Here is a 14,859-nt window from a genome sequence, read left to right as displayed (position 1 = left end):
GGGGTCACTCCTCGCCGTAGAGGGCGTGCGTGGTGGGGGGCGCGAGCAACGATCCGAGGCCGATCACGGCCACCACGATCAGCGGGATCCCGAGCAGCGGCTGGTCCGACTGGATGAGCGTCACCGCGACGGGAACCATGAAGATCTGGGTCAGCACGCTGGGGGCACGCCCCCACCGCTCGGCCCTGAGCAGCCCGCCCCAGGCCACCCAGAGCAGCCCCGCGCCGATCAGCAGCCCGAACACCGCCTCGGCGATCGCCGCCGTGACCTCGTCGGCGGCCCCGCGCACCGTCTCGACCGCGGCGAAGGCGCCCAGGCCGACCGCCACCAGCCCTTCGAGGGCGACCACGAGTGCGGCGACGACCAGGCTCAAGGGACGCTTCGACACACCGGAACCCTATCCACACCGCCCACCGGTCCCACCCCTGGCCCTTCGGGCTCGCGAGTTCGGGGACGCTCCGATAAGCAAAATAGGAATTTACCCGACAAGATAGACATCGAGCCCGGATACGCTGGCGACATGCGCGCGATGCTGCTGGTCAACCCCAAGGCCACGACCACGAACGCCCGGACGCGGGACGTGCTGATCCGCGCGCTCGGCGCGGCCCTGGAGTTGACCGTCGAGGAGACCGGCTACCGGGGGCACGCGGCCACGCTGGCCGCCACCGCGCGGGCCAAGGGATACGACGTGGTGGTCGTGCTCGGCGGCGACGGGACGATCAACGAGACGGTGAACGGCCTGCTCAACCCGGTCAACGGCCATGACTCCCCGCCCTCCGCGCATGCCCCCGCTCCCCTTCCCGGCGGCGATCCCAGCGCCGGGCGCCCCGGGTTGATCGTCATCCCGGGCGGCAGCGCGAACGTCTTCGCCCGCGGGCTCGGCCTGCCGAACGACCCGGTCGAGGCCACCGGCGCGGTGCTCGAAGCGCTGCGGGAGGGACGTCGCAGGACCGTGGGCCTCGGGCAGGCCCTCTGGGGCAACGAAAGCCGATATTTCACGTTCTGCGCGGGGATGGGGTACGACGCGGAAGTGGTCCGAGCGGTCGAAGGGCTCCGCGGCACGGGACGCAAGGCCACCCCCGCCCGCTACGTGAACACCGCCGTACGCCACTATCTGGCCACCGACAAGCGCCATCCGGCCATGACGTTGACCGGACCGGGCATACCCACGGTCGAGGGCGTGTTCATGGTGGTCGTCTCCAACACCTCTCCGTGGACGTACGTGGGGACGAGGCCGGTCCGGCCCACCCCGTGGGCGAGCTTCGAGACGGGGCTCGACATGCTGGGCCTCCGGCGGCTGGGACTGATCTCGCTGCTGCCTCTCATCCGCCACATCCTCACCGAGAGTGAGGCGCTTCCGACGGGCAGGCACCTGGTGCAACTGCACGACGAGCGGCAGTTCACGCTCACGGCGGACCGCCCGGTGGCTTTCCAGCTGGACGGCGACTACCTGGGCGAGCGGGAGTCCGTAACGTTCCGGTCTACCCCGAACGCGTTACAAGTACTGGTCTAGCTGGTTACATTCGGTCATTGTGTGACGCATACGACATCTATTGCGGCCAAAACTTCGGCCCGACCCCTTGCGTGCACTCTACGTGGCTGACAGGCTCAAGACTGACGTCGGAACGTAGGACCTTTGACCGTAACCCCGAGGTCGTTCCGCCCGTCCGGCGAGCAATCCCGGTCCGCAGTGGGTCCGGGTAATTGTTCGCGCGCGTTAGTGAAACTCTTCACAAAGTAGTGGCCGCCCGGAGCCGACCACCGGCTCCATCTACAAAGGAGTACGCATGGACTGGCGCCACCGAGCCGCCTGCCGTGACGTGGACCCCGAGCTGTTCTTCCCGATCGGCAACACCGGCCCCGCGCTCATGCAGATCGAGGAGGCCAAGCAGGTCTGCCGCTCGTGTCCGGCTGTCGACGCGTGTCTGAAGTGGGCCCTTGAGTCCGGTCAGGACGCCGGCGTCTGGGGCGGGCTCAGCGAGGACGAGCGCCGCGCGCTCAAGCGCCGCACGGCCCGCGCCCGCGCCCGCGCCTCCGCTTGACCGGCCACTTGACCGAACACTGAAACCGGCCACCGAAACAGACCACTGAAACCGGCCACTGAAACCGGCCACTGAATCCGGCACGCCGTACGCCTGCCGGGGGCGGCACCCGCACGCCCCCGCCTGTCGATCGCACGTGTACGCAGGCAACCCCCTGCGACAGCACGGCGATACGACCCAGCCAGGCACGGCCCGGGAGCAGTGCGGCTGCGAGCCCTCCGGTGCGGTCACGTTCCGCACGACGAGGGCTCGCGAGCACCGCTACGAGAGCTCGTGAGCACCGTGAAGAGGGCTCGTGAGCACGCACCGTGAAGAGGGCTCGGGAGCACCGTGAAGAGGGCTCGGGAGCACGTGGCGGACCGTCATGTGGCGGGCAGCGGGATCGACAGCGTGACCTCCGTGCCCCCGCCCTCGCGCGGCTCGATCGCCAGCCTGCCCGACAGCTCCCCCACGACCAGCGTCCGCACGATCTGCAGCCCCAGGCTCGTCGTGCTGTCGAGGTCGAAGTCGTCCGGCACCCCCTGACCGTCATCCCAGACGACCACGTTGAGCCGGTCGGCCTCCGGCTTGACCACCACCTGCAGCCGCTTGGGGTTGCCGTGCTGCAGGGCGTTCTGCAGCAGCTCGGTCAGCGCCATCGCCAGCGGGGTGGCGATCAGCGAGGGCAGCACCCCGAACGCGCCCACCCGCCGCGGCGTGACCGCCGCCTCCGCCGACGACACCTCGCCGGCCATCGCGATCACCCGGTCGGCGATGTCGTCGAAGTCGACGAACTCCTCCGGCGCGTGGGAGAGCGTCTCATGCACGATCGCGATCGAACCGACCCGGCGCACGGCCTCCTCCAGCGCCTCCCGCCCCTCCGGCACGCGCAACCGCCGCGCCTGGAGGCGGAGGAGCGCGGCCACGGTCTGCAGGTTGTTCTTGACGCGGTGGTGGATCTCGCGGATCGTCGCGTCCTTGGTCATCAGCTCGCGTTCGCGCCGCCGCAGCTCGGTCACGTCGCGGATCAGCACGAGCGCGCCGATGCGCCCGCCGCTCACGATCAGCGGGATCGCGCGGAGCTGCACGATCGTGCCGCCGGACTCGACCTCCGTCTCCTTGGCCGCCCGCCCGCTGGCCACGATCATGAGGTCCTCGTTGATGGGCTCGTCCGAATAGCACAGCGTGGCCGTCACCCGGCCCAGCTCGGCGCCCACCAGGTCGGCGTGGAGCCCGAGCCGCCGGTAGGCCGACAGCGCGTTCGGCGAGGCGTACGTCACCCGGCCGGCCCGGTCGAGCCGCAGCAGCCCGTCGCCCACGCGGGGCGAGCGCACCAGGATCGGCTCCTCGCCGGAGAACGGGAAGCGGCCCTCTGCGACCATCTGCGCCAGGTCGGAGGCGCTCTGCAGGTAGGTCAGCTCCAGGCGCGACGGGGTGCGGGCGGAGGAGAGGTTGGTGGAGCGCTGGATAACCGCGAGGAAGCGGCCCCCGCCGCCCGGGAGCGCCCGCCGTACCGGGATGGTCTCCTCGCGCACCGGAACGCCGCTCGACCAGTCGGGGTCGCCCTCGCGGCAGATGCGCCGCTCGTTCCAGGCGGTGTCGATGAGCTGGCGCTCGCCCTTGGCGACGACGGTGCCGACGACGTCGTCGTGGTAGACGGTGGGCCCCGTCGTGGGCCGCATCTGCGCGATGGCGATCCATCCGCCGCCGTGCCGCTGGTCGCACCCGCCTCCGGGCTCCTTGTCGGACGGGAGCAGCGGCGCCCACAGCACGAGGTCGGCGAATGACAGGTCGGCGAGCAACTGCCAGTCGGAGACCAGCGAGTGCAGCCATTCGAGGTCCGCCGCGTCGAGTGCGGTGTGGCGGACGACGAGGTCGCTCAGTGTGGGCACGAGTGCATCATGCGTGGTCCTGGGCACAACAACCAAACCGGCCCCCTGATTGAATGCGCACATGGATCCCCTGGCAGTACTTCGCAAGGCCACAGCCGACCGGCGAGCCGCCGGCCTCAAGCGCGCGCTGCGTCCCCGCACCCCCGACGACGACGGCATGCTCGACCTGGCCTCGAACGACTACCTGGGGCTGAGCCGTGACCCCCGGCTGATCGAGGCGGCCGTCGAGGCGGTGCGGACGTGGGGAGCGGGCTCGACGGGCTCCCGCCTGGTCACCGGGTCCACGCGGCTCCACCAGGAGCTGGAGACGAAGCTGGCGGCCTTCTGCGGGGCGGCGGGGGCTCTGGTGTTCTCGTCGGGCTACCTGGCCAACCTGGCGGCCGTGGCGGCGCTCGGCCGGGGCGGGCTGGTGGTCTCGGACGCGGGCAACCACGCCTCGATCGTGGACGGGTGCCGGCTGGCGCGGGCGCGGGTCGTGGTCACGCCGCGCAAGGACGTGGCGGCCGTGGAGAAGGCGCTGGCCGGACGGGACGAGGAGCGCGCGGTCGTGGTGACGGACGCCGTGTTCTCCGTCGACGGGGACGTGGCGCCGGTCGCTGAGCTGTCCGCCGTGGCCGCGCGGCACGGCGCCCTGCTGGTCGTCGACGAGGCCCACTCGCTCGGCGTCGTGGGCGAACGGGGGCGCGGTTTGGTGCACTCAACCGGCCTTTTTCGGGAATCTCACATTGTGAGAACCGTCACACTGTCCAAGTCGCTCGGATCGCAGGGTGGAGCTGTGCTGGGCGAGCCGGAGGTGATCGACACGTTGATCGACACGGGCCGGTCGTTCATCTTCGACACCGGCCTGGCGCCCGCCTCGGTTGCCGCCGCCTCGGCCGCTGTGGATATCCTTCAGCATCAGCCTGAGCTGCCAGGACGTGCGCGTCTGATGGCGGGCGAGCTGGCCGCGGCGGCCCGCGAGCTCGACCTCGAGACGAGCGAGCCGGCGGGCGCGGTCGTGCCCGTCGTGCTCGGCCGGCCCGAGACCGCACTGACGGCCGCCGCCACCTGTGCGGAGCTGGGAGTACGCGTGGGGTGCTTCCGCCCGCCCTCGGTGCCGGTGGGCCGGTCTTGCCTGCGGTTGACCGCTCGGGCCAATCTGAGTTCGGATGATCTAGCGGTGATCAGACACGCCCTCACCGCCGTGGCAGAAGTGAAGGTGAGAGCGTGACGGACGACGGCCCTCGCGTACCGAAGTACTACGACGTGAAGCGCAGCCTGCTGGAGCTCACCAAGAGCCTGCCCGCCGGCACGGCGCTGCCTCCGGAACGGGCGCTGGCCGTACGGTTCGAGACCTCCCGCACCACCGTCCGGCAGGCGCTGACCGAGCTGGTGGTCGAGGGGCGGCTGCTGCGCATCCAGGGCAAGGGCACGTTCGTCGCCCAGCCGAAGGTGGCCCAGGTGCTCCAGCTCACGTCGTACATCGGCGACCTGCGCACCGCCGGCCTCGAACCGGACACCAAGATCCTTGACATCGGCTACATCACCGCCGACGAGACGCTGGCCCGCCGCCTGGCCATCAACCCGGGCGGGCGCGTCCTGCGCATCCACCGGCTCCGGCTGGCCAACGGCGAGCCGGTCTCGATCGACACCACGCACCTGTCGGCCCGCCGCTTCCCCCGGCTGCGCCGCGAGCTGGAGGTGCACTCGTCGCTGTACGAGACGCTGCACAACGCCTACAACGTGCGGCTCACCGACGCCGAGGAGATCATCGAAACCGTCCTGGCCACCCCGTACGACGCCAAGGCCTTGGGTGTGGACGTGGGCCTGCCGATGCTCCTCCTCACCCGCCACGCCTTCGACGCCGACGGCAACCCGGTCGAATGGGCCCAGTCCCTCTACCGCGGCGACCGCTACAAGTTCGTCACCCGTCTCCGCCGCCCCTGACCCTGCTTCCTTCCATCTCCTGTTACGGCACGGCCAAGTGGGCCGCCACCCGCCGACCGTGGCTGAGGGCCTCCAGGAAGACGCCCGCTGACCGGGTGACAGCGGGCCGCCGTCACGGCGTCTTGTGGGCCACACCACGGCCGACACACCGCATGGCCCCATCCACCCCGACGCACAGCATGCCCCCCACCCCGATGCCTACTTGGGCCCGCCGTCCCGATGCCCCACTGGCTGTCGACGCGTGGTGGCGTGTTCGAGCGCGGTGGTTCTCTAGGCTGGGCCGGTGAGTGTTCTCATCGTCAGCGGGACGGACACCGGGGTCGGCAAGACGGTCGTGACCGCGGCCGTGGCGTCGCTGGCCAGGCAGCGGGGGTCGAGCGTCGCCGTGGTGAAACCGGCCCAGACGGGCGTGGCCCCCGGCGAGCCCGGGGATCTCGACGAGGTCATCCGGCTGTCCGGGGTGCCGACCACGTTCGAGCTGGCCCGCTACCCCGCCGCGCTCTCCCCTGCCGCCGCCGCGAGGGCCGCGGGGGAGCCGCCCGTCTCGCTGGCCGCGGCGGCCGAGCGGATCGGCGAGCTGGCCGAGACCAGCAGGCTCGTGCTGGTCGAGGGCGCGGGCGGGCTGCTGGTGCGGTTCGACGAGGACGGCGGCACGCTGGCCGACCTGGCGCGGATGCTCGGGGCGCCGGTGCTGGTGGTCGTCCGGGCCGGCCTGGGCACGCTCAACCACACCGCGCTCACGCTGGAGGCGCTGGCGCACCGGGGGCTCGACCTGGCGGGGCTGGTGATCGGGTCGTGGCCGGACGACCCGGGTGAGGCCGAGCGGAGCAACGTGGCCGACCTGGAGATGCTGGCCGCACGCCCCCTCGCGGGCGTGCTGCCGGAAGGGGCGGGCGCGCTGGGCGAGGAGGAGTTCTCCGGCCTGGCCCGCCGGAGCCTGTCGGTCACGCTGGGGGGTGGGTTGGACCTCGCCTCGTTCAAGCGGACCTTTAAGCTGTCCGCGTGACCGACATCCTGGAGATCGCCCGCGTGCAGGTGCTCGACGAGGGCAAAGGACTGGACAGCGGGCAGGCGCTGGAGTGCCTGCGCCTGCCCGACGAGCGGCTGGGCGACTTGCTCGCGCTGGCCCACGACGTCCGCATGAAGTGGTGCGGGCCCGAGGTGGAAGTCGAGGGCATCGTCTCGCTGAAGACGGGCGGCTGCCCTGAGGACTGCCACTTCTGCTCGCAGTCCGGTCAGTTCTCCTCGCCCGTGCGGGCCGTCTGGCTGGACATCGACGAGCTGGTCAAGGCGGCCAAAGAGACGGCCTCGACGGGCGCGACCGAGTTCTGCATCGTGGCGGCCGTGCGCGGCCCCGACCGGCGGCTGATGGACCAGGTGCGCAAGGGCGTCGAGGCGATCCGCGAGGCCGTCGAGATCAACGTCGCCTGTTCGCTCGGCATGCTCACCCAGGAGCAGGTCGACGACCTGGCCGCGATGGGCGTGCACCGCTACAACCACAACCTGGAGACCGCGCGGTCGCACTTCGGAAACGTCGTGACCACGCACACCTGGGAGGAGCGCTGGGACACCTGCCTGATGGTGCGCGAGGCGGGGATGGAGCTCTGCTGCGGCGGCATCGTCGGCATGGGCGAGACGCTGGAGCAGCGCGCGGAGTTCGCCGCCCAGCTCGGCGAGCTGGAGCCCCACGAGGTGCCGCTGAACTTCCTCAACCCGCGCCCCGGCACCCCGTTCGGCGACTACCCGGTCGTGTCGGGGCCCGAGGCGCTGCGCACGATCGCCACGTTCCGGCTGGCCCTCCCACGCACGATCCTGCGCTACGCCGGAGGCCGCGAGGTGACCCTGGGCGACCTCGGCACCCGCGACGGCATGCTCGGCGGCATCAACGCGATCATCGTGGGCAACTACCTGACCACGCTGGGCCGTTCGCCGGAGCGTGACCTGGACCTGCTCGACGAGCTCAAGATGCCCATCAAGGCCCTCTCCCAGACCCTCTGACGCCGCTCCCAGACCCGCTGAACAGCCTTCTGCCCGCCGAACACCCTTCCCCCCTTGGACCGGTCCTTCCCGCCCCTCCTGCACGCCTCCAGACGCCTTCCGGCCCCCTTCACGCCGTGGTGCGGCTGCGGCCCCCGCCCGCAGCCGCACCACCCACCGCCCGGCCCGGTCGTCCGCCTGATCAGCAGGCGGCCTCGGGAAGGTCGCAGACCTTCACGGCCATCTTCTCCGCCTGCGCGATCAGGCCGCGGAAGTGCTTGAGCGGCAGGCTCCTGGACACCCTCCCGGACTCGCCCACCACGTAGAGCGCGGCCCCCCGCCGCACCACGACCGACCTCGTGGAGCTCTCGAAGTAGAGGCCGCCCGCCCGCAGCCCCTCGTCGCCCACGCGGACCGGCTTGGTGAAGTAGCGGTAGCGGTCGTGCCCCTCGCCCTTCATGTCCGCGCAGCGCGCCAGCTCGGCCCGCAGCCCACGCATCGCCTTCTTGGCGTGGGCCACGTCCTTGTAGACGACGAGTTGCTCGTCCTTCATGTCGTAGGCCTCGCCGATGAAGGCCATGGTCCTGGCCGCCACCCGGCCCTTGTCCCACGCCTTCTCGCGGTCGCAGGGGTTGAGCCGCAGGGGGCGCTTCAGCGAGTCGCTCGACGTGTAGCTCTCCCACGACCTCGCCGGCGGGTGCGACTCCATGAACAACGTGCCCTCCAGCAGCCCGCCCGGGCCACCCAGCACCGCCGCCGCGGCCATGACGGTCACTCCCATCTGCAACATCCCGGGCCTCCCCCACGTTGGTGACAACACATGAGATGCCGCGTACCGGGATTTGGTTCAGCGCGACAGGCCCAGCCCCCCCGCGCTCGCCGGCTCGTGGAGGGTAAGCGGATGGTTTGCCTGCGGGCTTCATCCCGCATTGAGCCCCATCAAGGCTTGCCTTGGCAGGGCGGCGGTGTGACCGTCACAGAGGATGCAGCACACCGCGACATCCTGTGACGGCCCTCTCTGGCGTTGTTTGGAGCTGATGGTGAAGGCGATCGAACAACCTGTTCCCGGCATCACGGTCGGCCACGGGCTGCTGGCCCGCCGCAACGGCGTGCCCCAGCCGGTGGAAAAGATCGTGCACGACGGCGACACGATCAACATCGCCGCCGACGGCAACTTCGGCGTGCGCCTGCTGGGCGTGGACGCTCCCGAGGTCAGCTTCGAGCTGCCTCGCAGCCCTGACTTCCCGGACTTCCCCAAGGGATTCGTCGACATCGACGATCCCGCCTGGACGACGTTCCTCACCGACCCGTTCGCCGAGGGCTTCCCGGAGCTGGCCCTCCGCGCGGCCCTGCTCGGGCACCTGCTGGCCCGGCTCGGTCCTGAGGCCGCCCCCAACCACGCCCACCACGCGGCGCCCGCCACGCGGGCGCTCAAGGACATGATCGCGCGTGACATCACCGAGCAGGGGCACACGGAGACCTCGTTCAAGCTGAGGCTGGCGTTCGCGCACGAGATCCTCGACAGGTACGGGCGGCTGCTCTGCTACGTCAACCGGGAGCAGCGCGAGAAGCCCCGGCCCGCCCCCTACAACGAGCGGCTGCTCGCCGCGGGGCACGTGGTGCCGTACTTCATCTGGCCGAACGTGGACCCGTTCGTCCGGCAGGAGGGGCGGGTGGCCGACGCGGTGCCGTCACCCGGGAGCGGCCGCGTTATCGGGGGCGCCGGCGCACTCGGCCGGGCCCGCGAGGCCGTGGGGCGGGCCCGCAAGGACGGGCTGGGCCTGTGGGACCACGCGAACCCGCTGGCCGTCCTGCCGTTCGAGCTGCGCTTCCTGGCGCAGCGCCGCGCCCCGGACCGCTACGTGCTCGACCTCTCCGACAACGCGAAGGAGCTGCTGCACCCGCAGAGCTACTTCCGCGTACCCAACCCGGAGGACCGGCTGTTCGTCAACTCCGAGCACGCCCCGCTCTTCCACGAGAAGGGCTGGTCGGTGCCGCCCCTGTGAGCGCCTGACGCAGGCGCGTGTGCGGGGTGGGGCTAACCCCACCCCGCACGCGCACACCAGACCCATGTCGTGCCACCCTCTCCCCTCAATACCGTTGTGTCCATGAAAGTCCCCCGCCCGTGGTCGGCACGGGCATGGCTCGACACGTCCAATGTGATGACCGGTTTACTGGTCTCGGCGGTGCTCGGCCAGCTCACGCTGCTGCTGGCCCTGCTCCCGCCGCTGCTGCGCCGCTGCCTGCCCGGGTTCACGCGGGTGCAGCGCTCCCGGTTCGCGGCGTTCCTCGACGTGCGCATCCCGCCGGTTCCCGCCCTCGCGTCCTGGCGCGACTCCGCGACGTGGCGGCAGGCGGGCTACCACCTGCTCTCGCCGGTGGTGAGCGCGGTGAGCGCGGCCCCGGTCGCGCTGGCGTGGAGCGGCGCCGTGGTGGGGCTGACGGCGTTCGTGCAGCCTGAGCTGCAGCCGCCGCCGATGGTCTTCCCGTTCGACCTGAGGAACCCGGTCGTCGCCGGCGTGTACGTCGCCATCGGGGCCGTCCTGCTGCTGCTCGCGCCGATCCTGGCGCGGGCGATGGCCACGCTGGACCTGTCGGTGGCCCGCGTGATGCTCGGCCCGAGCCGTCATGAGCTGGGCCGGCGCATCGAGACGCTGACCGAGAGCCGCGCCGGAGTGATCGACGCGGCCGACACCGAGCGCCGCCGCATCGAGCGCGACCTGCACGACGGCGCCCAGCAGCGCCTGGTGTCCCTGGCGATGAACCTCGGCCTGGCCCGCGCCACGCTCACCGACCTGCCCGAGCCCGCCCGCGCCGCCATCGAGCAGGCGCACGAGGAGGCCAAGCAGGCGCTCAAGGAGCTGCGCGACTTCGTCCGCGGCCTGCATCCGGCGGTGCTCAACGACCAGGGCCTGGACGCGGCGCTCTCGGGCGTCGCCGCGCGGGCCCCCTTCCCGGTGCGGCTCCGCGTCGACCTCGAGCGGCGCCCCTCCCCCACGATCGAGGCGGTGGCCTTCTTCATCGTGTCCGAAACTCTCACCAACATCGCCAAGCACGCGGCGGCGACCAAGGCGGAGGTGACCGTGACGCGCGAGCGCGACCGGCTGCGCGTGCTCGTCCACGACGACGGCTGCGGCGGGGCCACGCTCGAAGCCGGCACCGGGCTGCGCGGCCTGGCGCAGCGGATCGGCGCCGTCGACGGCAGGTTCCGGCTCACCAGCCCCTTCGGGGGCCCGACGACGATCGAGGTGGACCTGCCGTGCGAGTAGTGCTCGCCGAGGACTCCGTGCTGCTGCGCGAGGGGCTCATCCGGCTGCTGGACGCCGCCGGCATGGAGGTGGTGGAGGCGGTGGCCGAGGCCGAGGGGCTGCTGCGCGCCGCCGAGGAGCACGAACCGGAGCTGGTGGTCACCGACGTGCGGATGCCGCCCACGCACACCGACGAGGGCCTGCGCGCGGCTCTGGTGCTGCGCCGCCAGCGGCCCGAGCTGGCCGTGCTGGTGCTGTCGCAGTACGTGGAGGAGCGCTACGCCGCCCAGTTGCTCGCCTCAGCGACCGGCGGCGTCGGCTACCTGCTCAAGGACCGGGTGGCGGACGTGGCCGAGTTCATAGACGCGCTGCGCCGGGTGGCGGCGGGGGGCACCGCGCTCGACCCGGAGGTCGTCTCCCAGTTGCTGCTGCGCGGCCACAGCGACCCGCTCGACCGGCTCACCCCCCGCGAGCGGGAGGTGCTCAAGCTGATGGCCGAAGGCCGCTCCAACGCGGGCATCGGCCAGGAGCTCGTGCTCAGCGAGGGGGCGGTGGGCAAGCACATCGGCAACATCTTCACCAAGCTCGACCTCCCGCCCTCGGAAGGCGACCACCGGCGCGTGCTGGCCGTCCTGCGGTTCCTCAAGATCAGGAGCCTGCCATGAGGGCGATCTGGCTGACCCTGGGCGCCGTTACGACCGCCATCGCGCTGTTCTTCACCACCGCGAGTCTCTACCACGGCTTCGCCGACGCCGACCCGCCGACGGAGACCACCCGCCGGTCCATCCCGTTCGACGCCGAGCAGGTGACGATCCGCGCCGAGGACGGCGACGTGGACATCGACATCGTGCCGGGCGAGGCGGGAGAGCTCGTCGTGCAGCGGTCACTGCGCTGGTCCAGGCAGAAGCCGCGGATCACCGAGGAGTGGGATGGCGACACTCTGGAAATCGGCGCGGTATGCCCCGGTTCCGACCGGTTCGACGGACCTATCTGCGAGGCCGACTACGTTCTCATGGTGCCGCCCGAGACCTCTGTCGAGGCCGGCACGGGCACCGGCCTGCTCTCCGTGCGACGCATCCGCGGCAAGGTGCGCGGGACCTCCGTCTCCGGTGACGTGTACCTGGAGGCGACGTCGGGCGACGTGTACGTCAGGAGCGGCTCGGGGAGCGTGGAGGCGACGGACCTGGGCGGCGTCCACGCCGACGTGGAGGTGGGCTCCGGTGACGTGGCGCTGGCCTTCCAGGAGACGCCGACGGACGTGCGCTCCGTCGTCCGGGTCGTGGGAGACGTGTACGTGCGCGTGCCCTCCAACCAGGTCACCTACAACGTGACCACGAACGCGCCCAGGGTCGACGTCGACGTCCGGAGAAGTGACGGCTCGCCGAGACGGATCATCGCCGAGACGGCCGAAGGCCACATCAACGTCTGCTGCGGCTGACACTCCCCGCGCCTCTCGGCGGCGGCTGGACTTGAAGCCCTGTTTACTCTTGTGACTCGTTGGTAAGTTCCCGGCATGGAGTCTGCGAAGCACGCCGGTGACGCCGCCGTCGCCGTGTCCAAGGCCTATGGCGTCGAGACCATGTTCACCCTCTCCGGAGGTCACGTCTTCCCGCTCTACGACGGCGCGGTGCACGAGGGCATGCGCATCCTCGACGTACGTCACGAGCAGAGCGCGGTGTTCGCCGCCGAGGCCACCGCCCGGCTGACGAGGAGACCCGGCCTGGCCGTGCTGACGGCCGGCCCTGGCATCACCAACGGCGTCAGCGGCGTCGCCACGGCCCACTTCAACGGCTCACCGGTGGTCGTGCTGGGCGGCAGAGCGCCGCAGTCGCGCTGGGGCAGCGGCGCCCTCCAGGAGATGGACCACCCGCCGCTGCTCGGCCCGATCACCAAGCTGGCGTTCACCGCGGGCGACGCCGAGTCGGTCGGCCAGGACGTCGAGATGGCCTTCCGCACGGCCCTGGCCCCCCATCGCGGCCCCGTCTTCCTCGACTTCTACATGGACCACCTGTTCGCCCCGTCGCCCATGCACGAGGTCCAGACGCAGACGCCGTCACCCCTGGAGCCCGACCCCGACGCGCTCGCCTCGATCGCCCGGTTGATCGCCGAGGCCGAGCGGCCGGTGCTGGTGTTCGGGTCGGACGTGTGGATGGACCGCGCCGAGGAGGCGGCCCGCGACTTCGCGGAGAGCTGGCGGCTCCCCGTCATCCCCAACGGCCAGGGGCGCGGCATCCTGCCCTCAGGCCACGAGCTGCTCGTCACCCGCGCCCGCGGCCTCGCCTTCGGCCAGGCCGACCTGGTCATCGTGATCGGCACACCGCTCGACTTCCGTCTCGGCTACGGCTGGTTCGGCGGCAAGGACGGCGCCCCGCTGGCCAAGGTGGTGCACATCGCCGACGCGCCGTCGCAGCTCGCCACGCACATGCAGCCGGTCGCGTCCGCCGCGGGCGACCTGTCCGTGGTGCTCTGGAGCCTCGGCACGGCCTGCGGCGACGCCGGTGTCAAGCCGGAGCGCTACGCCGGCTGGGTGAGCAGGCTCTCCGAGGCCGCGTCCGCCGCCATCGCCGGCGACGCCGAGTTGCTGGCCGCCGACAGCGACCCCATCCACCCGATGCGCGTCTACGGCGAGCTGGGCAAGGTGCTGGCCGAGGACGCGGTCGTCATCGGCGACGGCGGCGACTTCGTCTCCTACGCGGGCAAGTACGTCGAGCCCCGCCGGCCCGGCAACTGGCTCGACCCCGGCCCCTACGGATGCCTCGGCACCGGCCTCGGCTACTCGATCGCCGCACGCCTGGCCAGGCCCTCCTCGCAGGTGGTGCTGCTGCTGGGCGACGGCGCGGCCGGCTTCTCGCTGATGGACGTCGACACGCTGGTGCGTCACAACCTGCCCGTGGTCATGGTGTGCGGCAACAACGGCATCTGGGGGCTGGAGAAGCACCCGATGCAGATGCTGTACGGCTACGACGTGGCCGCCGAGCTGCAACCGCACTGCCGCTACGACCAGGTGGTGGCCGCGCTGGGCGGCGGCGGGGAGCTGGTCACCGAGCCGTCGGAGATCGGCCCGGCGCTGCGCCGGGCGTTCGACTCAGGCGTGCCGTACATGGTGAACATCGCGACCGACCCGCGGATCGCCTACCCCCGCAACACGACGGGGGTCTGACGGTTCGCCGTGCTAGACGGTTCGCCGTGCTATCTGCGTGCCGTGATGGTCGGCGCCGGGGACGGGGTGAGTTGCGGGCACGAGTAGGCCTCGATGAGCACGAGGGTGACCGGCTTCTTCGGTTCGAGCATCGTGCCCCCCTCGGGGATCGACTCCCCGATCCTGAGGCACTCCGGCGGCATCTGGCCATGGGTCTGATCGTCGGCCCTGATGGTGAAGCCCGCCTCCAGGATCAGCCGCCTGGCCTCCGGGTAGAGCTTGTCGATCACCCGCGGCACTGGTCTCTTCACGACCGGCTTGGTGGGCGTGGGCGACGGCGACTTGGTGGTGGGCGTGGGCGAGCGCTCGGGCGTCGGCTCCCTGGTGGGCTCCTTCGTCAGCGTGGGCTCGCTCTCCGTGGGCCGGAAGTCCGGCTTCGGCGTGCTCGCGGTGGGCTTGGGCGTTCTGGAGGGCCTGCGGGTCGTCGGCTTGTCGGTGGGCTCGGAGGCGGCGATGTTCGACGTGGTGGAGCTGGGGGTCGGCTCCTCGGCCGCGTTCATGCCCGACACGGCCACCGCGCCCGCGCCCGCGCCGAGCACCACCGCGGCGGCGATCCCCGCGATCAGGCCGCCCCTGCGAGGCGCCCTGGCCGCGCG

The 14,859-nt window shown here is 71.5% G+C and carries 14 protein-coding genes and 1 pseudogene; 11 read left to right on the top strand and 4 right to left on the bottom strand.

Going from position 1 to position 14,859, the window contains the following annotated elements; genetic code table 11:
- Nucleotides 1-4: 4 nt before the first annotated feature.
- Complete coding sequence (locus DQW85_RS43270; protein ID WP_113705543.1) at nt 5-388, bottom strand: hypothetical protein; 384 nt, start codon at nt 386-388, stop codon at nt 5-7.
- A 132-nt stretch (nt 389-520) separates the two neighbouring features.
- On the opposite strand from DQW85_RS43270, the gene DQW85_RS43265 reads away from it, so the two are divergent.
- On the top strand, nt 521-1,513 hold the full coding sequence (locus tag DQW85_RS43265; RefSeq protein WP_113705542.1) for a diacylglycerol/lipid kinase family protein: 993 nt from the start codon (nt 521-523) through the stop codon (nt 1,511-1,513).
- Between the two features lie 274 nt (nt 1,514-1,787).
- Nucleotides 1,788-2,042, top strand: coding sequence for a WhiB family transcriptional regulator (locus tag DQW85_RS43260; RefSeq protein WP_113705541.1), 255 nt, complete (start codon nt 1,788-1,790; stop codon nt 2,040-2,042).
- A 362-nt stretch (nt 2,043-2,404) separates the two neighbouring features.
- Here DQW85_RS43260 and DQW85_RS43255 read toward each other — a convergent pair whose 3' ends face one another.
- Nucleotides 2,405-3,913: a sensor histidine kinase gene (locus DQW85_RS43255; protein ID WP_113705540.1), complete on the bottom strand. Its 1,509-nt coding sequence runs from the start codon at nt 3,911-3,913 to the stop codon at nt 2,405-2,407.
- Between the two features lie 61 nt (nt 3,914-3,974).
- On the opposite strand from DQW85_RS43255, the gene DQW85_RS43250 reads away from it, so the two are divergent.
- The 4 genes from DQW85_RS43250 to bioB all read left to right on the top strand — a co-directional run bounded on the left by DQW85_RS43250 (nt 3,975) and on the right by bioB (nt 7,837).
- Complete coding sequence (locus tag DQW85_RS43250) at nt 3,975-5,123, top strand: 8-amino-7-oxononanoate synthase (RefSeq protein WP_113705539.1); 1,149 nt, start codon at nt 3,975-3,977, stop codon at nt 5,121-5,123.
- A complete protein-coding gene (locus DQW85_RS43245) occupies nt 5,120-5,839 on the top strand; it encodes a GntR family transcriptional regulator (protein ID WP_113705538.1) in 720 nt (239 codons plus the stop codon). Before DQW85_RS43250 ends, DQW85_RS43245 begins: the two co-directional genes overlap by 4 nt.
- Nucleotides 5,840-6,122: 283 nt before the next feature.
- Complete coding sequence (gene bioD / locus DQW85_RS43240; RefSeq protein ID WP_113705537.1) at nt 6,123-6,845, top strand: dethiobiotin synthase; 723 nt, start codon at nt 6,123-6,125, stop codon at nt 6,843-6,845.
- On the top strand, nt 6,842-7,837 hold the full coding sequence (gene bioB / locus DQW85_RS43235; RefSeq protein ID WP_113705536.1) for a biotin synthase BioB: 996 nt from the start codon (nt 6,842-6,844) through the stop codon (nt 7,835-7,837). Before bioD ends, bioB begins: the two co-directional genes overlap by 4 nt.
- 181 nt (nt 7,838-8,018) lie before the next feature.
- Here bioB and DQW85_RS43230 read toward each other — a convergent pair whose 3' ends face one another.
- Nucleotides 8,019-8,606, bottom strand: a complete 588-nt coding sequence (locus DQW85_RS43230; protein WP_113705535.1) for a hypothetical protein — start codon at nt 8,604-8,606, stop codon at nt 8,019-8,021.
- 247 nt (nt 8,607-8,853) lie between these two features.
- On the opposite strand from DQW85_RS43230, the gene DQW85_RS43225 reads away from it, so the two are divergent.
- The 5 genes from DQW85_RS43225 to DQW85_RS43205 all read left to right on the top strand — a co-directional run bounded on the left by DQW85_RS43225 (nt 8,854) and on the right by DQW85_RS43205 (nt 14,224).
- Nucleotides 8,854-9,822 (top strand): thermonuclease family protein, encoded by a 969-nt coding sequence (locus DQW85_RS43225; protein WP_113705534.1) that lies wholly within the window; start codon nt 8,854-8,856, stop codon nt 9,820-9,822.
- A 102-nt stretch (nt 9,823-9,924) separates the two neighbouring features.
- Nucleotides 9,925-11,085 carry a sensor histidine kinase gene (locus DQW85_RS43220; RefSeq protein ID WP_113705533.1) on the top strand — a complete coding sequence of 387 codons (1,161 nt, stop codon included), beginning with the start codon at nt 9,925-9,927 and terminating at the stop codon, nt 11,083-11,085.
- Nucleotides 11,076-11,729, top strand: a complete 654-nt coding sequence (locus tag DQW85_RS43215) for a response regulator (protein ID WP_113705532.1) — start codon at nt 11,076-11,078, stop codon at nt 11,727-11,729. Before DQW85_RS43220 ends, DQW85_RS43215 begins: the two co-directional genes overlap by 10 nt.
- Nucleotides 11,726-12,502: a DUF4097 family beta strand repeat-containing protein gene (locus DQW85_RS43210; protein WP_113705531.1), complete on the top strand. Its 777-nt coding sequence runs from the start codon at nt 11,726-11,728 to the stop codon at nt 12,500-12,502. The genes DQW85_RS43215 and DQW85_RS43210 overlap by 4 nt, the downstream gene beginning before the upstream one ends.
- 75 nt (nt 12,503-12,577) lie before the next feature.
- On the top strand, nt 12,578-14,224 hold the full coding sequence (locus DQW85_RS43205) for an acetolactate synthase (RefSeq protein ID WP_113705530.1): 1,647 nt from the start codon (nt 12,578-12,580) through the stop codon (nt 14,222-14,224).
- A gap of 29 nt (nt 14,225-14,253) precedes the next feature.
- Here DQW85_RS43205 and DQW85_RS45395 read toward each other — a convergent pair.
- Nucleotides 14,254-14,859 (bottom strand): annotated as a pseudogene (locus tag DQW85_RS45395) (hypothetical protein); the annotation flags it as partial.

The sequence above is a fragment of the Nonomuraea lactucae genome (assembly GCF_003313395.1).
In the GTDB taxonomy this organism is placed as follows: domain Bacteria; phylum Actinomycetota; class Actinomycetes; order Streptosporangiales; family Streptosporangiaceae; genus Nonomuraea; species Nonomuraea lactucae.
The sequence above is the reverse complement of the archived record's forward strand: the minus strand, read 5'-3'. Positions and strand labels throughout refer to the sequence as shown.

Coding starts and splice junctions, on each gene's coding strand:
- DQW85_RS43260 (WP_113705541.1), top strand. CDS start 1,788: ATGGACTGGCGCCACCGAGCCGCCTGCCGTGACGTGGACCCCGAGCTG.
- DQW85_RS43210 (WP_113705531.1), top strand. CDS start 11,726: ATGAGGGCGATCTGGCTGACCCTGGGCGCCGTTACGACCGCCATCGCG.
- DQW85_RS43250 (WP_113705539.1), top strand. CDS start 3,975: ATGGATCCCCTGGCAGTACTTCGCAAGGCCACAGCCGACCGGCGAGCC.
- DQW85_RS43205 (WP_113705530.1), top strand. CDS start 12,578: ATGGAGTCTGCGAAGCACGCCGGTGACGCCGCCGTCGCCGTGTCCAAG.
- DQW85_RS43265 (WP_113705542.1), top strand. CDS start 521: ATGCGCGCGATGCTGCTGGTCAACCCCAAGGCCACGACCACGAACGCC.
- DQW85_RS43225 (WP_113705534.1), top strand. CDS start 8,854: ATGGTGAAGGCGATCGAACAACCTGTTCCCGGCATCACGGTCGGCCAC.
- DQW85_RS43230 (WP_113705535.1), bottom strand. CDS start 8,606: ATGTTGCAGATGGGAGTGACCGTCATGGCCGCGGCGGCGGTGCTGGGT.
- DQW85_RS43220 (WP_113705533.1), top strand. CDS start 9,925: ATGAAAGTCCCCCGCCCGTGGTCGGCACGGGCATGGCTCGACACGTCC.